Origin of the sequence: Streptomyces sp. F001 (genome assembly GCF_004187715.1) — a bacterium.
GTDB lineage: Bacteria > Actinomycetota > Actinomycetes > Streptomycetales > Streptomycetaceae > Streptomyces > Streptomyces flavusporus.
The window spans coordinates 1-18530 of the sequence record NZ_QZWF01000051.1 but is presented as its reverse complement, the minus strand read 5'-3'; the positions used below and the strand labels follow the sequence as shown (position 1 = coordinate 18530).

Below are 18530 nucleotides of genomic sequence, written 5' to 3'. Positions count from 1 at the left end.
GCTGGGGGTGGGCGGCGGCTTTCTCGCCGTACCGGCGCTGGTGAACGTGGTGGGGCTGCGGATGCGGGCGGCCGTGGGCACGAGCCTGCTGGTCATCACGCTCAACTCGCTGGTCGCGCTGGCGGCCCGGGCGGGGGCGGATGTGAGCGTCGACTGGGCGCGTGTCGCGCCCTTCGCCGCCGCGTCGGTTCTCGCCGCATGGGACGGCAAACGCCTCGCGGCCCGGATCTCCGCCGGTTCGCTCCAGCGGATCTTCGCCGGTGCCCTGCTGGCGGTGGCCGCGTTCATGCTGGCCGATGCCGTCCTGTGAGGGTGGGCGAGGCGGTCAGGCCAGGGAGAGGAACAGCTTCTCCAGGCGGGCCTTCATCTCGTCCGTGGTCTCGCCGTTGCCGTCACCGTTGCCGGCGTCGGTCAGACACTGCTGGAGCCCGGTCGCGATGATCGCGAAACCGGCCCGGTCGAGAGCGCGCGAGGCGGCGGCGAGCTGTGTGACGACGTCCTCGCAGTCGCGTCCCTCCTCGATCATCTTGATCACTCCGGTGATCTGACCCTGCGCCCGGCGCAGCCGGTTCAGTACCGACTTCAGCTCATCACCCTCGAACCGCACATCCACGGCCACCCACTCCTCTGTATACCCTTGGGGGTATTTTACCTCCCCCGGGGTGTGTACCCCTCACCGCATGCCAAGGAAGGATCGCACGCACCATGAACGCTCCCCGCACTCTCGACGCCGACGAGGCCCGGACCCGGCTGCCCGAGCTCACCGTCATCGACGTCCGCACCCCGGGCGAGTACGCCACCGGCCACGTCCCCGGCGCCCTCAACATCCCCCTGGACCAGCTCCGCCGGGCCCTGCCCACGCTCCGTCAGGTAAATGGCGAGCTGCTTCTCGTGTGCGCCTCCGGGGCCCGCTCCGAGCAGGCCTGCACGGCCCTCGCCGCGGAGGGCATCGGCGCGATGACGCTGACCGGCGGAACCCAGGACTGGGCCCGGCGCGGTCATGAACTGGCCCGCCCGCAGCAGAGCACCCGCACGACCTGGTCCATGGAGCGCCAGGTCCGGTTCACCGCGGGCAGCATCGTCCTGACCGGCCTCGGTCTCGGACTGCTGCACCCCGCCTGGCAGTTGCTCGCCGCCGGGATCGCGGGCGGACTGGTCTTCTCCGCCCTGACCAACACCTGCGGCATGGCCGTCGTCCTCGGCAAGCTGCCGCACAACCGGCCGCGCCCCGCCGACCTGGACGCCACCCTGGCGGCGCTCGCGGCCCGGTAGGCCGACCGCAAAAGGGGCGGCCGTACGCTCCGGCTCCACCGTAGGCTGAACGCCTTGTTCGACCGGCGAAGGAGCAGCGTGAGCAAGGCACAGACGCAGACGAGTACGCCCCCGTGGCGCATGCTCCTCGGCTATGTACGGCCGCACCGGTGGGCCCTGCTCGCGGGCGCGGTGCTCTCGCTGGTCACCGGGGCCACCGGCCTGCTGCTGCCGCTGGTCGCGCGGGACCTGATCGACGACCTTTCCCACGACCGGGCCATCACAGGTGCGCTGGTCGCGATGTCGGCGCTGGTCGTCGCCAACGCGGCGGTGGGCGCGCTGGGTTCGTACGTGCTGCGGCGCACCGCGGAGTCGGTGGTGCTCGGCGCGCGGCGCACCCTGTCCTCGTATCTGCTGCGCCTGCGGATATCGGCCGTGGACCGTACCGAGCCGGGCGACCTGATGGCCCGTATCACCTCGGACACCACCTTGCTGCGCGAGGTCACCACCGACTCCCTGGTGGGCCTCGGCACCGGCGGGCTCACGCTGGTGGCGACCGTGGTGATGATGGGCTTCGTCGACCCCGTGCTGCTCGGTGTCACGCTGGCCGTGATCCTGTGTGCGGGCACGGTCCTCGGCGTGATCGTGCCCCGGATCAACCGGGCCAGCCGGCAGGCGCAGGACGCGGTCGGTGTGATGGGCGCCTCGCTGGAGCGGGTGCTGGGCGCGCTGCGCACGGTGAAGGCGTCCGGCGCCGAGCACCGGGAGGAGCAGACGCTGCACTCCGCGGCCGAGGAGTCCTGGCGGCAGAGTGTGCGTGCCGCCAAGTGGTCGGCGGCCGCGGGCAACACGGCCGGACTGGCGATGCAGATCGCCTTCATCACGGTGCTCGCGGTGGGCGGGGCACGGGTCGCGACCGGCGCCGTCGACGTCGGCACACTGGTCGCGTTCCTGCTGTACGTCTTCTATCTGATGTCACCGATCCAGCAGGTCGTCGGTGCGATCACCCAGTACCAGACGGGTGCGGCGGCGCTGTCCCGCATCCAGGAGGCGCTGCGGCTGCCCGCCGAACCGGCGGCCGAGGCCGCCCCGTTGCCGTCGGCCGACGCCGAACCGGCCGCGCTGGTCTTCACCGACGTCCGCTTCCGGTACGCCGACGACCTCCCGTACGTGCACCACGGGGTGACCTTCGCCGTGCGCGCGCGGGGCATGACGGCGTTCGTCGGCCCGTCCGGCGCGGGCAAGACCACCGTCTTCTCCCTCATCGAGCGGTTCTACGACCCCGAGTCGGGCCGGATCACGCTGGACGGCCGGGAACTCGCCCGGTGGGAGCTGCCGCAGCTGCGGTCCGCGATCGGCTATGTGGAGCAGGACGCGCCCGTCCTGTCGGGCTCGCTGCGCGAGAACCTGCTGCTGGGCAACCCGGACGCGGACGACGACGCCCTCGCGCGGGTGCTGAAGACGACCCGGCTCGACGGTCTGGTCGGGCGGCTGCCGCGCGGACTGGACACGCTCGTCGGGCACCGCGGCACCAAGCTGTCGGGCGGTGAGCGGCAGCGGGTGGCGATCGCCCGTGCCCTGCTGCGCCGCCCCCGGCTGCTGCTCCTCGACGAGGCGACCTCGCAGCTGGACGCGGTGAACGAGGCCGCGCTGCGCGACACCGTGGCCGATGTGGCCCGGACGACCACGGTGCTGGTCGTCGCCCACCGGCTGTCCACGGTGACGATGGCCGACCGGATCGTGGTCATGGACGCGGGCAAGGTCCGTGCGGTGGGCACCCACCGCGAACTCGTGGTCGCCGACCCGCTGTACGCGGAGCTGGCGGCCACCCAGTTCCTCGCCACGGCCGACGCCGACTGAGCGGCCGGGCCGGTCGGGTCTGCCGGCGCCCTGGGCATCGGCATCGGCCGCGCTTGCCGAGGCCGACCGGGCGGAGGAATCTCGTAGGAGAGGCCTCCGCGGCCCGCTTCCCCCCGCCGGGCCGCGGCCCCCGAAGGAGGTCACGATGGGTACTGCGGCAAGCCCCAGCTTCGACACCGAGACGTTGCGCCGGGGCATAGAAGGCAATCCGAACACTCTCCTGTCGCTCTACGCCGACGACGCCGAACTGCGTGTTGTGGACCGCAACTCACAGCCCAGCCACCCACAGGTGCTGCACGGCCGCGACGAGATCAGCGCCATGCTCGACGACGTCTACAGCCGCGACATGACGCACAAGCTGGAGAACTGCGTCATCCAGGGTGACCGCGCGGCCTTCAGCGAGTCCTGCGAGTACGCCGACGGGGTCCGCGTTCTCGCCGAGTCGATGATCACGCTGCGCGGCGGCAAGATCGCCGAACAGACCCTGATCCAGGCCTGGGACGAGCAGGAGTAGTCAGTACGGTGCCGCACGGCCTCGGTCACGCGGTCCGGGGCCGTGCACCCCAGGCCCGTTCACCGTGGTGCGTCAGGCCGCCGTCGGGCTCCAGCCCCCCGGCCGCAGTATCCCCAGCAGTTGCCGTACGAGTTCGTCGACCACCTCGTCCAGCGTCGCCGGCACCCACCCGGCGCTCCAGTCGTGGATCAGTCCGTTGACGCTGCCGATGAACGCGGTGGCGGCGAGGCGGTAGTCGCGGGGTGCCGCTTCCCCGCGTTCGGCGGCGGCCTGCGCCTCGGCGCAGATGAAGTCGACCCAGCGGGCGCGGCGGGCGAGCCGCTGCTCCTCGAGGCGGGGGCTGACGCCGACGATCTCGACGAAAGTGATGCGGATACGGCGGGGATCGGCGGTGACGTTCCCGGCGTACGAGCGGAAGATGCCGGTGGCGCGGTCCTCGATCGGCAGGCCCTCGGTGTCGGCCGCCGCGGCCAGCACGGCCTCCTCGGCCCAGTCGTTGACCTTCAGGTGCAGGTCGGCCAGTACGTCTTCCAGGGTGCGGAACTCCTCGTAGAACTGCCGGGTGGACAGTCCCGCGGCCTCGCTGAGCGCGGCGACGGTGGTGGACCGGTAGCCGGGGCTGTCGCCGAAGAGCTGGAGCGCCGCGTCCAGGAAGCGTCGGCGCCGCTCGGCCTGCCGTTCCTCGGCGGACCTGCCGCCGTAGCGGCCGGTCGGCGCCCTGAGCCTGCCTGCCAACGTCCCTCCCGTCCTTCGCCGTTCGCCAATTTTGTCGTGTACGCAGTCTTGTGGAGAAGGGTGCTCGCTCCTTACTTTCCAGTAAGTCAAACTCTGAACGACCTCGTATTCAGATTCGTTCATTGGCATGCTCGCGCTAGCCCCCCATCTCCAGAGGAGAGAGCACCCATGCCTGCCATCAGCCCCAGGCACCTCTGCTCCATCGCAGCCGCCCTCACCCTGACCCTCACCGCCCCCGCCACCGCCGCCGCCGACGACGGCCCCGACTCCGCCGCCCTGCGCGAGGTGCTGTTCGTCGGCAACAACTGGGACGGCACCGCCGATGTCATCAGGTCCACCGGCGACTTCGCGAAGATCGGCCGCATCAACGTCATCCCCGACAAGGAGGAGCGGCTGGCGGAGATCAACGCCGATCCCATCAAGTGGATCTACTTCATGGCGATCCGCAACAGCGTCGGCGAGGGACACGACCAGTTCGTCGACGACATGTACTCCACCCCGGACGGCAGATCGATGGTCGTCTCCCGGCCGAGCTTCGCCGACGTCGTCTCCATCGATCTCACCACCGGGGACATCAACTGGCGCTTCCCCGTGTCGGGTTACCGCTCCGACCACATGGCGGTCTCCCCCGACGGCGCCCGCGTCGCCGTCTCCGCTTCGACGTCCAACACCGTGCACGTACTGGACATCGACACCGGCAAGCAGGTCGGCTCGTTCGCCACCGGCGACAAGCCGCACGAGAACGTCTTCAGCCGGAACGGCAAGTACATCTGGAACATGGCCATCGGCGACGTCAACACCGCCCTCGACGAGCCCTGGCTGGACTGGACGAAGGGCGACCGCCGTATCACCGTCGTCGACGCGAGGACGTTCCAGCAGGTCAAGGTGATCGACATGCGCGCACGCCTGGACGCGATCGGCCTCGACGACCACTCCGACGCCGTCCGCCCCGCCGCCTTCAGCCCCGACGAGAGCAAGCTGTACTTCCAGGTGTCGTTCTTCAACGGCTTCTTCGAGTACGACGTCGCCTCCGACAAGATCACCCGCACCAAGACCCTCCCCGAGAACCCGGACACCAGCGAGGACCGCACCACCTGGGTCAACGACTCGCGCCACCACGGCATCACCATGAAGCCCGACGGGACCAAGCTGTGCATCGCGGGCACCATGGACGACTACGCCACCGTCGTCGACCGCGCCACCCTCCAGGAGGGCCCGCTCGTCCCCGTCTCCAAGCCCTACTGGTCGACCGTCAGCGGTGACGGCAGGTCCTGCGTGGTCTCCGAGAGCGGCGCCGACCAGGTCACCGCGATCGACTTCGCCACCGGCCGCAAGACGGTGTCGGTCCCGGTCGGCGACCACCCCCAGCGCGTGCGCCTGGCCCAGGTGCCCGCCGACTGGACCGGCCCCTCGGCTAGTTGACCGCCCGCGCGGCCCACGCCGTGAGCTCGGCGCGGGCCGCGCCCAGCAGGTCCGCGGACGGCGCCGTCGTCCCGTTGGTCACCAGCGCGTAGTGCAGGACGCCCGAGTCCGGCGCGGTGAGCAGCAGGCGGCGGCTGCCCGTCCCGCCCGGCTCGGCGGCCACGCCGATCGGGGTGGTGCCGGTGTACGGCGGCGGGGCGTACGACGTGCCGAGGTCGGAGACGACCGTGGTCGCCGGGGTCGGGAACGACGCCGGCAGATGCAGTTCCGTGGGTGCCTCCCCGCCGTCCGACCGCCACAGCAGCAGCGCGTACTGGCCCGAGCCGACCAGACGGGCCACATTCGGCAGCGAACCCGGCACCGGATTCCAGGTCAGGGTCGTCGAGCCGTCCCGGGAGCGGTCCTCGTAGGTGAAGGCGACCGTCGTACCGGCGGTCGCGCTCGGGTAGACCCGGTCCAGGAGCCGGGCGTCCTGCCGCAGCGCCGCCGTGCCCGCGTCGTCCAGGTGGACGGCGGACAGGTCCTCGTCGTTCCAGGCGTCGCCCTCGGTGAGCACCTTGTCGGGGTTGCCGTTCATCAGCTCGCGGTGCCGGCCGTTGTAGATGTCCCACTGCCACTGCGTACCGGACAGGACCGGTCCCGACGCCTCGGGGTTCGACCACCAACTCGCGCCCGGCAGACGGGAGTCCAGGGCCTGGTACATGGCCTTGAGGACGGTCGGGGCCTTGTCGGAGACGCTGCCGGACAGCGGATGGCCGAACTCGCTGACGATCGCGGGCGTCGCCGTCGCCGCCGCCCGGTCGCGGACCGTGCCGAAGTCGCCGGCGTACTGGCCGTCGGCCGCCTTGCCCCACATGAAGACGCCCGAGATCGCCTTCTGGTCGTAGAAGTGGGTGTTGAAGACGTAGCGGGGGCCGAGGGTGCCCGCGTCCAGCAGGCCGCCCTCCTCCTTCTGGAAGTCGAGGTTGGCGTTCCAGAACAGGTTCGGTTCGACGAAGGCGGGCTTGGTCTGCCAGCCGGCCGCGTCCATGCGGGCACGGAACTCCTCGTAGAAGGGCCACAGCACGTCCCGTTCCCAGGTGCGGCTGGTCCGGCCCGGGTCGTGGACGCCGGCGTGCGGTTCGTTGTACGGGTCGAAGCCGACGATGCCCGCGAAGTCCTCGGCCGACAGGTGCTGTCTGACGTAGGCCATGGTCTTCTGGGCCGTGGTGAGGAAGGCGTCCTGGACTCCGTGCGCGTTGTGCCAGAAGTCGTACGACGCCCGCTTCACAGCCTCGTTCTGGGTGATGTTCTGACCCCAGAAGAGGCAGATCCCGCAGAACTCGTCGGGGTAGTTCCCGGCATCGACCGCCCACTTCGGGGCGCCGTCACCGGTGTACCAGCTGTCGGGGTCGAAGAGGTGGCGGGAGTAGAGGTCCTGGTGGAAGTCCGGGTAGACGCGGATGCCGGCGTCGAGGAACGCGCGCATCTGGTCGGTGGCGGCGGCGAGGTACGCCGTGTCCACCTGGCCGCGCACGGGCTCGGCGTAGGCCCAGGAGAGCAGGAAGCGGACGGTGTTGCCGCCGCCGAGGGCGCGCAGCGCGGTCGCGGACTTGCGGGCGTCGGCGACCGAGGCGAAGGGGAGGCCGCCGTTCTCCGCCAGCTTGGTCTCGCCGGAGACGTTGTAGCCGCGCAGGACCACTTCCCGGCCGGATGCGTCGGTGAAGCGGCCGTTCTGCACGGTGAGCGGGGAGCCATCGAACCAGAGGGAGTCGGGGAGGGGGTCGGCGGTGGCGGGACGGGCGCCCGCAACCGTCAGGAATCCACAGAGGAGAACCAGAACAACGAGCAGACGCGCACGTTTATTCGGCATGTCCACTACAGTCCGAGCATTTCCGGACACCGTCAACACTTCTGACTCTGGAGTAAGTTCGTTCTCGGCCACCTCAAGTGCCGACGCGGCGCGTCACGTTCAGCAGATACTCCTTCCGGTTCAGCGGGTTGTGGTCGGTGCGCGACCGCTCGGGGACCGTGCCGTGCGCGACCGGCGCGTAGTGATCGAAGGCGCTCTCCAGCTCGCCCTCCCCGCGGGTGAGCCCCGGCAACTGCTTCTCGAGCGCGTGGACGTGGACCGCCGGCACCGTGCCCTCCAGGACACAGCCGGCACCCCGGGTCTCGGTCGTCCGGGGTACGGCCCGCAGCCCGGCCAGGACCGGCAGCAGCGCACCCAGGGTGTCCGCCGGGGCCTCGACACGGAAGCGGTGCATCGGCTCATGAACCCGGGTCCCCGCACGCCGCAGCGCCTCGATGAGCACCAGCGGCGTCAGACCGCGGAAGTCCGCGCCCGTGCTCGACATGCTCTTGTCGAACCCCTGGTGGGCGTGGCTCTGGCGGGGCGAGTAGCCGCAGTGGGTCATGGTGACCGTGCAGTCGGTGACCTGCCAGCCGTGCAAGCCCTGCGCGAGCGTCTCCCGGACGGTGTCCTCGACGGCCTTGAAGAACGCGTACGGCATCGATCCCAGCTCCACCTCCAGCCGGAACCCGGTGCCGGAACCGGTCGGCGCGGGGTCGACGCGCAGTCCGACGGTCGCGAGGAACGGGTTCGGGTCCCTCTTGTTGAACTCGACCGCCGCCCCCGCCCCGACCGGCCGCTCGATGCACAGCGGCGTCGTCTCCCGGAAGCCGACGTCCAGTCCGTACTCGTCGGCGAGCGTCGCCTGGACGACCTCCTTCTGCACCTCTCCGTAGAGGGACACGGACGTCTCCTGGCGCACCTCGTCGTGGCGCAGGCCGATGAGCGGGTCCTGCTCGGCGAGCTGGGTGAGCGCGAGGTGCAGGGCGCGCCGACCGGTCGCGGGCCCCGGCACGACGACCGTTTCCAGGGTCGGCGGGGCGAACAGGTGCCCGTACGATCCCCGCCGCAGGCCGATCGAGTCACCGATCCTGATGTCGGACAGTCCCCACAGCCGGGCGATCCGGCCGGCGGGGACGGCGTCGCTCCGGACGTCGGTGCCGTGGTCGAAGACGCTGATCGCGGTGATCCGGCCTTCCCGGGCCGGGTCGCCGCAGGGCACCCGGTCCCGGATGCGCAGGGTGCCGGAGAAGATCCGCGCGTAGGCGATCTTCTCCCCCGCCGGTCCGCGCTCGACCTTGAAGACGGTGGCGGAGAGGAGGCCGTCGGGGTCGCCGTCGGCAACGGGGAGCAGTTCCTTGATGCCGTCGAGGAGCGTGGCCACGCCCGCTCCGGTGATGGCGGAGCCGGCGTACACCGGGTGGACCAGGGCCTGGCGGGTGCGGGCGGTGAGGGAGGCGCGCAGGAGGTCGTCGGAGACGGTGTCCTCGACGTAGGCCTTGAGGAGGTCGTCGTCGTGGTCGGCGAGGACGTCGAGCGCGGCCGGGCCGAGTCCGGGGGTGAAGCGGGCCGCGCGGGTCCCGAGTCCGGTGGCGGATCCCATGGGGACGACCGCCGCCGTGAGCCGTTGCGAGATCGCTCGCAGCACGTCCTCGTAGCGCGCCCCGCGGCGGTCGATCTTGTTGACGAAGACCAGCGTGGGGATGCGCAGCCGGTGCAGCGTCCGCATCAGGACGCGCGTCTGCGCCTGGACGCCCTCGACGGCCGAGACGACCAGCACGGCGCCGTCCAGGACGCCGAGCACCCGCTCCACCTCGGCGATGAAGTCCGGGTGACCGGGTGTGTCGATGAGGTTGACGGTCACGTCGTCGACCGGGAACGAGACGACGGCCGACTTGATGGTGATGCCGCGCTGCCGCTCCAGCGCGAGGGTGTCGGTCTGCGTACTGCCGGCGTCGACGCTGCCGATCTCGTCGATCACTCCGGCCGTGTGCAGCAGCCGTTCGGTCAGGCTGGTCTTACCTGCGTCGACGTGCGCGAGGATTCCCAGGTTGAGCAGGGGCACTGAACGTCATGTCCTTCGTGGTGAGGGGGATTCCTTCCTGGGTGGACATGAACGCAGTGCGCATCTGCTGCTCCTCACGGTGCGGTGACGGGTTCCGTGCAGTGCAGCAGAACCGGGCATCCACGGGCAACGGATTAACGCTCAACAAGGCCCGCCGCACGACTCGCCGTCGACCGGGCACCGCCATAGAGTGACTTCCATCGTGCTCAGCCGGTGATCTCCACCCGGGAGCTGTTCCCTCGCGACCCCGACCAGGCGGTGGCGGCGGCCGTACCCGACTTGCGCGGGGGCACCCGGCTCGGGGAGCTACCGCGCGAGTTCCTCGATCGCTGGGGGCAGCGGGGCATGGCGTGCGGCGCGGTGGTGGTGCTGCTGCCCGACGGCTGGGAGCGTGACCGGAGCTGCTCGGGGCGCCCAGATGCGGTGCCCGCACCGGCCGGCGCACCAGGTGATCTGGGCCGATCCGCGCAAGACGCGCCCCGGTCGGCGCTCCTGGCGGCGGGGATGGCGGCGGCGCTGCCGAGCGTGGACGCCTTTGCCGAGGGGCCCGGCGCTGGAGCGGCCGGCGGCGGTGGTGCGCGGCCACGGTGAGAGGAGCCGATCGTGCGAGACATCCTTCCGGCACTGAGCGGCTGGTACACGGCCCGGGCCCCGTTCGGCCTGGCCACGGTCGTCACGGTGAGCCGCAGCGCACCCCGCGATCCGGGCGCCGCGATGGCCGTGGGACCGGACGACGAGGTGGTGGGCAGCGTGTCCGGGGGCTGCGTGGAGGGTGCGGTGTTCGAGCTCGCCCAGGAGGTGGTGGCGAGCGGCGAGGCACGGCTGGAGACCTTCGGGTACAGCGACGACGACGCGTTCGCGGTGGGGCTGACCTGCGGCGGTGAGATCACCGTGCTGGTCCGGCCCGTGACGCCCGAGCGCGACCCGTCCTTCGGTGCGGTCGCGGAGTCGGTCGCCGCGGGCCGCCCGGTGACCGTGGCGACCGTGATCGACGGGCCGGCGCCGCGCGGGGCCACGCTCGCCGTGTGGCCGGACCAGCTGTCCGGCACGCTGGGTGCGAGCGGCCTGGACGTGGCCGTCACCGCCGACGCACGCGGCGAACTCGCCTTGGGCGCCACGGGGGTTCGGCACTACGGGCCGCATGGGGAGCGGCGCGAGGACACCGTCTCGGTGTTCCTGCACTCCTTCGCGCCGCCGCCGCGGATGCTGGTGTTCGGCGCGATCGACTACGCGGCGGCGGTGGCCCGCATCGGCGACTTCCTCGGCTACCGGGTCACCGTGTGCGACGCCCGCCCCGTCTTCGCCACCGCCAAGCGCTTCCCGCCCGGCGTGGAGGTCGTCGTCGACTGGCCGCACCGCTACCTGCGCGGCACCGAAACCGACGAGCGCACGGTGATCTGTGTGCTCACCCATGATCCGAAGTTCGACGTTCCACTGCTGGAGGAGGCGCTGCGCCGGCCCGCCGAATACATCGGGGCGATGGGCAGCCGCCGTACCCATGACGAGCGTGCGAAACGGCTCACCGAGGCGGGGGTCTCCTCACAAGAGCTGTCCCGGCTTCGCTCGCCGGTCGGGCTCGACCTCGGGGCCCGTACGCCCGAGGAGGTCGCTGTGTCCGTCGCTGCCGAGATCGTCGCGCTGCGCTGGGGCGGGAGCGGGGCACCGCTGACGGCCACTCAGGGCGCGATCCACTCGTCGCCGTAACGCGTGGTCCTGCCGGCGAGCGGCCGGGCGACCTGGGGGCCCGGCACCGCGCGGGCCACGGTCACCGGCACGCGGACCGGCCGCGACGGCGGTACGGCGGTGTCGGTGCGGACCGAGCTGTCGGTGACCGGGCGGCCGGCCCAGCGCTCAGCGCGGCGGCAGCAGGTGCAGTGTCACGTCCGTGAGGCGGCCGCCGGTGAGCGTGGCGGTCATGTAGGTGCAGTGGGGCCGGCGGCGGCGGTCGGTCGGGGAGCCCGGGTTGAGGAGCCGCAGGCCGGTGGGGGCGGTGGTGTCCCACGGGATGTGGCTGTGCCCGAACACCAGGACGTCGAGGTCGGGGAAGCGGGCGGCGCAGCGGGACTCGCGGCCCTGGGCGGGGCCGGTCTCGTGGACGGTGCCGAAGCGCAGGCCGTCGAGTTCGGCGTACGCCACCTCGGGGAGGCGGGCGCGCAGCTCGGGGCCGTCGTTGTTGCCGTACACGCCGACGAGCCGGCGGCAGCGGTTCTCCAGCAGGTCGAGGGTGGCGGTGTCGACCCAGTCCCCGGCGTGGAACACGACGTCGGCGTGCGGGAGTTCGGCGAGCAGCGGGGCCGGCAGTTCCTTCGCGCGTTTCGGCAGGTGGGTGTCGGACATCAGGAGCAGGCGCACGGCTTCAGCGTAGGACGGCCGCCGCTCGCAGGGGGTGTCGACCGCCTCGGCGGGAGTTAGCATCTGGCAACGCGTACCGAACCGTTCCGTAAACGACAAGCGACCCCGAGGGGACCTGGAGCCCATGCCGGTCAAGGTCAGCGTCGTCGTCCCGGTCTACAACCCGGGGCGCTACATCGAGGACTGTGTCGACTCGCTGCTGCGGCAGTCGCTGCCGCCCGACGAGTACGAAGTGATCTTCGTGGACGACGGGTCCACCGACGAGACACCCGCCCGACTGGACGACCTCGCCGCCGCGGACCCCCGGGTGCGGGTGATCCACCAGGAGAACTCCGGCTGGTCGGGCAAGCCGCGCAACGTCGGCATCGCCGCCGCGCACGGCGAGTACGTGATGTTCGTGGACAACGACGACCACCTCGGCGACGAGGCCCTTGAACGGATGTACGACTACGGGGTGGCCAACGGGGCCGACGTCGTGGTCGGCAAGATGGCGGGCCGGGGCCGTGGCGTGCCGGTGGAGCTGTTCCGTACGAACCGGCCGCGGGCCACCGCCGGCAACGCCCCGCTGATCGACAGTCTGACCCCGCACAAGATGGTCCGCCGGGAGTTCCTGGACCGCACCGGGCTGCGGTTTCCCGAGGGCAGACGGCGGCTGGAGGACCATGTCTTCGTGACCGAGGCGTATCTGCGCGCGGACAACGTCTCGGTGCTCAGCGACTACGTCTGCTACTACCACGTCCGCCGGGACGACTCCTCCAACGCGGGCTTCCAGCGCTTCGATCCCGCCGGGTACTTCAAGAACCTCCGGGAGGCCCTGGACGTCGTCGAGCGGTACACCGAGCCGGGTCCGCTGCGCGACCGGCTGTTCCGGCGGTGGCTGCGCGTCGAGATGGTCGAGCGGCTGCGCGGCCGACGCTTCCTCACCCTGCCGGAGGACTTCCGCCGGCAGCTGTTCGAGCAGATCCACCAGGTCGTCGTCGAGCGGTTCGGTCCCGGTGTCGCGGCCGGGCTGCAGCCGACGCAGCGCATCGTCGCCGCGCTGGCCGCCGCCGGGCGGTTCGACGACGTGGTGGCCTTCGCCGAGTGGGAGGCCGCCGTCGGGCTGGTGGCCCGGGCGGAGCGGGTGGAGTGGCGGGACGGAGCGCTGCGCGTGGGCCTCACCGCCGAGTACACGCTGAACGGCGAGCCGATGACCTGTTCCGCCGACGCTGCCCCGCCCGCGTTCGACGCGCCGCCGCGAGACCTGGCCGAGGCGGTGGAGTGGCTGGGCGCGGACAGCGTGGCCCGCTTCGGGAAGTCGGCGCTGGATGTGGTGCTGCGGGAGCGTTCCAGTGCCGCCTCGTATTTCCAGCCGGTGCAGGTGACCCGGGAGACCGTGCCCGTGGACGACGGCAGCCGGGTCCGGCTGGTGCTGCGCGCGACAACCACCGTCGACCCGGGTACGGCAGCGAGCGGGGGCCCGGTGAACGGCGGGCTGTGGGACGTCTTCGTGCGCGTCAGGTTCGGCGGCTGGACCAAGGAGTGCCGACTGGGCCGGCACGGTGACGTGTCGGCGCCGTACGCCGGTGTCGTGGCCGGTCGTGTGGTCCTGCCGTACTGGACCGAGCCGCACGCCAACCTCTCCCTGGACGTGGACCCGGCACGCGGCCGACTGGACCTCGGCCGCCCGGGGCCACGGGACGTCGGCGTCCCGGGCGGCCGGCTGCGGTGGACGATGCCGCTGTACGTCCCGGCCGCCACCGACGTGCGGGTGCGGCTGACCGGCCCCGCGTCCCGGGTCGACGTGCCCGGCACCCTCAGGCCGGGCGGCCACCTGGACGCCCTCCTGCCTGTCGGAGACCTGGCGGGCAGGACGTGGCGGGCCGCGCTGTGCCCGGTCGCCGGCGACGCCGACGAGCCCCGTTTCCTGCCGTTGCCCGTCGTCCTGCGGGGCCGGGCCGGTGGCGTCCGGGTGGTGCGCACGGCCCGCCCCGGCCTTCCCGGGCGGCTGGCACGCCGGGCACGGCGAGTGGTGCGGAAGGCGGCGAACCGAGTGCGAGCGGCGAGGAGGTGACGGGATGCGCCCGCTGGACATCGACGGTGCGTGGGTGATGGAGCCCAAGGTCTTCCCGGACGAGCGGGGCAGCTTCCACGAGTGGTACCGCGGCGCGGAGTTCCGCGAGGCGACCGGCCACGACCTCGCCGTGGCACAGGCCAACTGTTCGGTCTCCCGGCGGGGCGTGCTGCGCGGGGTGCACTTCGCCGAGGTGCCGCCGGGTCAGGCGAAGTACGTCACCTGCGTGCGCGGTGCCGTCCTCGACGTGGTGGTCGACCTGCGGGTCGGCTCCCCCGCGTTCGGGCAGTGGGAGGCGGTACGGCTCGACGACGGCGCCCACCACGCCCTCTTCCTGGCGGAGGGGCTCGGCCACGCCTTCATGGCGCTCACCGACGACGCCACGGTGGTGTACCTGTGCTCGACGCCGTACACGCCGGAGCGGGAGCACGCCGTGCACCCGCTGGACCCGGAGCTGGACATCACCTGGCCGGACGGCGTGTCGCCGGTGCTGTCGCCCAAGGACGCCGAGGCCCCGTCACTGGCCGAGGTGCGCCGGGCGGGGCTGCTCCCCTCGTACGACGACTGCGTCGCCCACTACGAGCGGCTGCGCGGGCTCAGCGCAGGAGGGTGACCTCCTCCACCGCGCGCCGCAGGGCGGGCCAGCCGCGGCCGCGGGGCACTCCGAGGTTGCGGGCGCGGGCGAGCAGCGGCCAGAAACCGGCGCCCAGCAGATCCTCCGGGCGGACGGCGCCCGCCCGCTCCAGGATCGTCTCGGGCACCTTCTGCGGGTCCGGCACGTCGTACTCGGTGACGATCTCCTCGTACCTGTCGTGCAGCACGGTGCTCGTGGGGTCGGCGCCGAAGACGACGAGCTGCCCGGTCGGCCGGGTGTCGACGAGGACCGGCAGCAGGTCGGGCCGGTGCCGGGTGAGGATCTCGGTCAGCTTGTAGACGTCCCCGGTCCAGGCGGTGGTGTGCCGGTCGCGGGCGGCCTCGTCGACGCTGCGCGGCAGCGTGTCGTCGAAGACGATCACGCTTCCCCAGTCGGAGTGCCGCTCGATGTTCATGAAGTCGCGCAGCGCGTACTCGAACAGGTGCATGCCGTCGATGAAGGACAGGTCGAGGGTGGTGCGCCGCCAGTGGCCGAGCGGGCTGCGGCCGCGGCGCAGGTTGCGCAGCGGGTGGCGGCCGCCCTTGAGGTGGGCCAGGGGGTTGTCGCGGGCGAAGAAGTCGTCGCTGGTGGCCCGGACGAGGTGGACGTCGCAGCGGATCTCGGTGACCACCTTGAACGCGGGATCGACCGCGATGCTGGGGACGCGGGACAGGCGCAGGCTGCGGCCGTCGTTGACGCCGATCTCCAGGTAGTTGCGGTTCGCGGTGACCTTGTGCAGTTCCCTGAGGAACTCATGGCGTTTCACGACGGGGCTCCTTTTCGGGACTCCTTGCGGATCAGGGGCGAATCAGGGGTAGCGCCTCGTGCAGCGCGGCACGCCAGTCGCGCGGCGGCGGCAGGCCGGCCTCCCGCCAACGGCCGTGTGCGAGGACGCTGTAGGCGGGCCGGGGCGCGGGGCGGGGAAAAGCCTCACTGCTCGTCGGGCGGACCCGGGCCGGGTCGGCGCCGATCGCGCCGAACACCTCGCGGGCCAGGTCGTACCAGGTGGCCTCGCCGGAGTTGGTGGCGTGGAAGACGCCATGCAGGGCGGGGCCGAGGCGGGGGCCGAGGTCGGCGATGCGGGCGGCGACGTCGGCGCTCCAGGTCGGCTGCCCGCGCTGGTCGTCGACGACGTCGACGGTGTCGCGGCGGGCCTGAAGGTCGAGCATCGTCCGTACGAAGCTGCGGCCGTGGACGCCGTACAGCCAGGCGGTGCGCACGACGGCGCTGGTCAGCGGGAGTTCGGCGAGGACGGCCCGCTCGCCGGCGAGCTTGGTGCGGCCGTAGGCGGTGCGCGGGGCGGGCGGCAGGTCCTCCGGGTAGGGGCTGGTGCGGGCGGTGCCGGAGAAGACGTAGTCCGTGGAGACGTGCAGCAGCCGGGCGCCGCTCGCGGCGCAGGTCCGGGCCAGCAGCCGCGGGCCGTCGGCGTTGACGCACAGGGCCTGTTCCTCGTCGGTCTCGGCGTCGTCCACGGCGGTGTACGCGGCGCAGTTGACCACGAGGTCGGGGCGGTGCTCGGCGAACGCTGCCTCGACCGCGTCGGGCCGGGTGACGTCGAGGGCGGCCCGGTCCAGGGCGACCACGTCGGCACCGCGCCCGCGGAGGGTGTCGACGACATCCTGGCCGAGCATTCCGCCCGCCCCGGTGACCAGCCACCTCATGCGCGCCCGCCTTCGATGCGCCGTTTGAGCGGCTCCCACCAGGCGCGGTGGTCGCGGTACCAGGCGACGGTCGCTGCGAGGCCGGCCGCGAAGTCGTGGCGCGGCCGGTAGCCGAGCTCGGTGCGGGCCTTGGTCCAGTCGACCGAGTAGCGCAGGTCGTGGCCCTTGCGGTCCTCGACGTGCTCGACCCGGTCCCAGCTCGCCCCGCACGCCTGGAGCAGCAGCGCGGTGAGCTCCCTGTTGCTCAGTTCGGTGCCGCCGCCGATGTTGTAGACCTCGCCGGGCCGGCCCCGGGTGCGCACCAGCTCGATGCCGTGGCAGTGGTCCTCGACGTGCAGCCAGTCACGGACGTTGCGGCCCTCGCCGTACAGCGGGACGGTGCGCCCGTCGAGGAGGTGGGTGATGAACAGCGGGACGACCTTCTCGGGGAACTGGCGCGGGCCGTAGTTGTTCGAGCAGCGGGTGACGCGGACGTCCAGGCCGTGGGTGTGGTGGTACGCCAGGGCGAGCAGGTCGGAGGAGGCCTTGGAGGCGGAGTACGGCGAACTCGGCCTGAGGGGGTGTTCCTCGGGCCAGGAGCCGGACTCGATGGAGCCGTAGACCTCGTCGGTGGAGATGTGCACGAACGGGCCGGCCCCGTGCCGCAGTGCGGCGTCCAGCAGGGTCTGGGTGCCCAGGACGTTGGTGCGTACGAAGTCTGCCGCCTGGTCGATGGAGCGGTCGACGTGGGACTCGGCCGCGAAGTGCACGACCTGGTCGGCGTCGGCCATCAGCTTGTCGACCAGGGCGGCGTCGCAGATGTCACCGTGCACGAAGTCCAGCCGCGGGTCGCCGGAAGGCAGGTTGTCCCGGGAGCCGGCGTAGGTGAGCTTGTCCAGCACGGTGATGTGCGCGTCGGACGCTGCGAGCAGGGCGCGGACGTACGCGGAGCCGATGAACCCGGCGGCGCCGGTGACGAGAAGGTTCATGGGTGGATCTGCACCTTGCTGTGGTCGCCGAGGACGAGTCGGTGGGCGCTGGGCACGCTGGGTGCCGTCGTCACCCGGACGTGCCGGCCGATCAGCGAGTTCTCGATGCGGCCCACCCCGTCGATCGAGGAGTCCCGCAGCACGATGGAGAACTCCACTTCGCTGTCCGTGATCCGGCAGTGCTCCGCGATGGAGGTGAAGGGGCCGACGTAGGAGTCGCGGACCTCGGTGCCGGAGCCGATGACGGCGGGGCCGACGATGCGTGAGTTCACGATGCGGGCGCCCGCCTCGACCACGACCCGCCCGATCGTCTCGGATCCGGCGTCCACCTCGCCGTCGATGCGCCGGTCGAGGCCTTCGAGGACGGTCCGGTTCACCTCCAGCATGTCGCCGACGTTCCCGGTGTCCTTCCAGTAGCCCTTGATGACCGTGCTGCGGACGTCGGCGCGGGCGTCGATGAGGTGCTGGATGGCGTGGGTGATCTCCAACTCCCCGCGCCAGGACGGCCGGATGGCCCGCACCGCTTCGTGGATGACCGGTGTGAACAGGTACACCCCGACCAGCGCGAGATCGCTCTTGGGCCGCTCCGGCTTCTCCTCCAGGCCGATGACCTGCCCGGACGGGTCGAGTTCGGCGACGCCGAAGGCGCGGGGGTCCGAGACACGGGTGAGCAGGATCTGCGCGTCGGGGCGGGTGCGGGTGAACTCCTCGACGAGGTCGGTGATGCCGCCGACGATGAAGTTGTCGCCGAGGTACATCACGAAGTCGTCGTCGCCGAGATAGTCGCGTGCGATCAGCACGGCGTGGGCCAGACCGAGGGGCCGCTCCTGGGGGATGTAGGTGATCTCCAGGCCGAACTTCGATCCGTCGCCCACCGCTTCCCGGATCTCCTCGGCGGTGTCCCCGACGACCACGCCGACCTCGGTGATTCCGGCCGCGGCGATGGATTCCAGGCCGTAGAACAGGACGGCCTTGTTGGCGACCGGCACGAGCTGTTTGGCCGAGGTGTGCGTGATCGGCCTCAGTCGTGTACCGGCACCGCCGGACAGCACGAGAGCCTTCATCTGCTTCACCATAGCGGCGAACGCGCTCATCGGAGCACCGCTCGTCCTAACCAACCGTTACGGCGAGCAGGCGGCAGGGTTACGGGGGCGCGAAGCGGGGGTTGCGTCGCTGCATGGGGC

The 18530-nt window shown here is 71.7% G+C and carries 18 protein-coding genes; 9 read left to right on the top strand and 9 right to left on the bottom strand.

The genetic code is table 11. From position 1 onward, the window contains the following. Positions 1 to 310 (top strand): sulfite exporter TauE/SafE family protein (locus tag StrepF001_RS42155; RefSeq protein ID WP_129803369.1); only part of this gene is annotated, 310 nt, incomplete at its 5' end. Positions 311 to 325: 15 nt separating this feature from the next. Here StrepF001_RS42155 and StrepF001_RS42150 read toward each other — a convergent pair. Then, complete coding sequence (locus StrepF001_RS42150; RefSeq protein ID WP_129803368.1) at positions 326 to 613, bottom strand: metal-sensitive transcriptional regulator; 288 nt, start codon at positions 611 to 613, stop codon at positions 326 to 328. A gap of 92 nt (positions 614 to 705) precedes the next feature. Between StrepF001_RS42150 and StrepF001_RS42145 the strand changes: the two genes are divergently transcribed. The 3 genes from StrepF001_RS42145 (at position 706) to StrepF001_RS42135 (ending at position 3625) form a co-directional block, all read left to right on the top strand. Beyond that, positions 706 to 1272 carry a rhodanese-like domain-containing protein gene (locus StrepF001_RS42145; RefSeq protein ID WP_129803367.1) on the top strand — a complete coding sequence of 189 codons (567 nt, stop codon included), beginning with the start codon at positions 706 to 708 and terminating at the stop codon, positions 1270 to 1272. A 78-nt stretch (positions 1273 to 1350) separates the two neighbouring features. Continuing rightward, positions 1351 to 3111 (top strand): ABC transporter ATP-binding protein, encoded by a 1761-nt coding sequence (locus StrepF001_RS42140; protein WP_129803366.1) that lies wholly within the window; start codon positions 1351 to 1353, stop codon positions 3109 to 3111. Between the two features lie 145 nt (positions 3112 to 3256). Then, positions 3257 to 3625, top strand: a complete 369-nt coding sequence (locus tag StrepF001_RS42135; RefSeq protein WP_129803365.1) for a nuclear transport factor 2 family protein — start codon at positions 3257 to 3259, stop codon at positions 3623 to 3625. A 72-nt stretch (positions 3626 to 3697) separates the two neighbouring features. Here the strand turns inward: StrepF001_RS42135 and StrepF001_RS42130 are convergent, their stop codons facing one another. Beyond that, positions 3698 to 4360: a TetR/AcrR family transcriptional regulator gene (locus StrepF001_RS42130; protein ID WP_129803364.1), complete on the bottom strand. Its 663-nt coding sequence runs from the start codon at positions 4358 to 4360 to the stop codon at positions 3698 to 3700. A 168-nt stretch (positions 4361 to 4528) separates the two neighbouring features. On the opposite strand from StrepF001_RS42130, the gene StrepF001_RS42125 reads away from it, so the two are divergent. Then, complete coding sequence (locus tag StrepF001_RS42125; RefSeq protein ID WP_129803363.1) at positions 4529 to 5782, top strand: YncE family protein; 1254 nt, start codon at positions 4529 to 4531, stop codon at positions 5780 to 5782. Here the strand turns inward: StrepF001_RS42125 and StrepF001_RS42120 are convergent. Both StrepF001_RS42120 and StrepF001_RS42115 read right to left on the bottom strand, forming a co-directional pair. Then, positions 5775 to 7634, bottom strand: coding sequence for a cellulase family glycosylhydrolase (locus StrepF001_RS42120; RefSeq protein ID WP_129803362.1), 1860 nt, complete (start codon positions 7632 to 7634; stop codon positions 5775 to 5777). The two genes, StrepF001_RS42125 and StrepF001_RS42120, sit on opposite strands and share 8 nt — an antisense overlap. A 73-nt stretch (positions 7635 to 7707) precedes the next feature. Next, entirely contained in the window at positions 7708 to 9678 is a 1971-nt protein-coding gene (locus StrepF001_RS42115; RefSeq protein ID WP_129803361.1) for a TetM/TetW/TetO/TetS family tetracycline resistance ribosomal protection protein, read from the bottom strand. Between the two features lie 213 nt (positions 9679 to 9891). Between StrepF001_RS42115 and StrepF001_RS42110 the strand changes: the two genes are divergently transcribed. Then, entirely contained in the window at positions 9892 to 10269 is a 378-nt protein-coding gene (locus StrepF001_RS42110) for a VWA domain-containing protein (protein WP_240797956.1), read from the top strand. A 12-nt stretch (positions 10270 to 10281) separates the two neighbouring features. After that, the gene (locus tag StrepF001_RS42105; RefSeq protein WP_129803360.1) at positions 10282 to 11382 is read left to right on the top strand and encodes an XdhC family protein; all 1101 of its coding nucleotides are present in this window, start codon (positions 10282 to 10284) and stop codon (positions 11380 to 11382) included. A gap of 147 nt (positions 11383 to 11529) precedes the next feature. On the opposite strand, the gene StrepF001_RS42095 is transcribed toward StrepF001_RS42105, so the two are convergent. Continuing rightward, entirely contained in the window at positions 11530 to 12030 is a 501-nt protein-coding gene (locus StrepF001_RS42095; RefSeq protein ID WP_129803359.1) for a metallophosphoesterase, read from the bottom strand. Positions 12031 to 12154: 124 nt separating this feature from the next. Here StrepF001_RS42095 and StrepF001_RS42090 point away from each other — a divergent pair, with 124 nt between their 5' ends. Together StrepF001_RS42090 and rfbC are read left to right on the top strand one after the other, a co-directional pair. Continuing rightward, positions 12155 to 14083: a glycosyltransferase gene (locus tag StrepF001_RS42090; protein WP_129803358.1), complete on the top strand. Its 1929-nt coding sequence runs from the start codon at positions 12155 to 12157 to the stop codon at positions 14081 to 14083. 4 nt (positions 14084 to 14087) lie between these two features. Beyond that, positions 14088 to 14696 carry a dTDP-4-dehydrorhamnose 3,5-epimerase gene (gene rfbC, locus StrepF001_RS42085; protein ID WP_129803357.1) on the top strand — a complete coding sequence of 203 codons (609 nt, stop codon included), beginning with the start codon at positions 14088 to 14090 and terminating at the stop codon, positions 14694 to 14696. Here the strand turns inward: rfbC and StrepF001_RS42080 are convergent. Genes StrepF001_RS42080 through StrepF001_RS42065 form a run of 4 tightly spaced genes read right to left on the bottom strand, consistent with a single transcriptional unit; the run spans position 14680 to position 18410 of the window. Next, entirely contained in the window at positions 14680 to 15483 is an 804-nt protein-coding gene (locus StrepF001_RS42080; RefSeq protein WP_129803356.1) for a class I SAM-dependent methyltransferase, read from the bottom strand. The two genes, rfbC and StrepF001_RS42080, sit on opposite strands and share 17 nt — an antisense overlap. A gap of 31 nt (positions 15484 to 15514) precedes the next feature. Next, entirely contained in the window at positions 15515 to 16378 is an 864-nt protein-coding gene (gene rfbD / locus StrepF001_RS42075; protein ID WP_129803355.1) for a dTDP-4-dehydrorhamnose reductase, read from the bottom strand. Continuing rightward, a complete protein-coding gene (gene rfbB / locus StrepF001_RS42070) occupies positions 16375 to 17346 on the bottom strand; it encodes a dTDP-glucose 4,6-dehydratase (protein ID WP_129803354.1) in 972 nt (323 codons plus the stop codon). Before rfbB ends, rfbD begins: the two co-directional genes overlap by 4 nt. Beyond that, complete coding sequence (locus StrepF001_RS42065; RefSeq protein ID WP_129803353.1) at positions 17343 to 18410, bottom strand: glucose-1-phosphate thymidylyltransferase; 1068 nt, start codon at positions 18408 to 18410, stop codon at positions 17343 to 17345. The genes rfbB and StrepF001_RS42065 overlap by 4 nt, the downstream gene beginning before the upstream one ends. Positions 18411 to 18530 lie beyond the last annotated feature (120 nt).

Bases quoted from the DNA above. Each gene is read 5' to 3' on its own strand.
- StrepF001_RS42145 (WP_129803367.1), top strand. From the start codon at position 706: ATGAACGCTCCCCGCACTCTCGACGCCGACGAGGCCCGGACCCGGCTG.
- StrepF001_RS42135 (WP_129803365.1), top strand. From the start codon at position 3,257: ATGGGTACTGCGGCAAGCCCCAGCTTCGACACCGAGACGTTGCGCCGG.
- StrepF001_RS42125 (WP_129803363.1), top strand. From the start codon at position 4,529: ATGCCTGCCATCAGCCCCAGGCACCTCTGCTCCATCGCAGCCGCCCTC.
- StrepF001_RS42120 (WP_129803362.1), bottom strand. From the start codon at position 7,634: ATGCCGAATAAACGTGCGCGTCTGCTCGTTGTTCTGGTTCTCCTCTGT.
- StrepF001_RS42090 (WP_129803358.1), top strand. From the start codon at position 12,155: ATGCCGGTCAAGGTCAGCGTCGTCGTCCCGGTCTACAACCCGGGGCGC.
- rfbC (WP_129803357.1), top strand. From the start codon at position 14,088: ATGCGCCCGCTGGACATCGACGGTGCGTGGGTGATGGAGCCCAAGGTC.
- rfbD (WP_129803355.1), bottom strand. From the start codon at position 16,378: ATGAGGTGGCTGGTCACCGGGGCGGGCGGAATGCTCGGCCAGGATGTC.
- rfbB (WP_129803354.1), bottom strand. From the start codon at position 17,346: ATGAACCTTCTCGTCACCGGCGCCGCCGGGTTCATCGGCTCCGCGTAC.
- StrepF001_RS42065 (WP_129803353.1), bottom strand. From the start codon at position 18,410: ATGAAGGCTCTCGTGCTGTCCGGCGGTGCCGGTACACGACTGAGGCCG.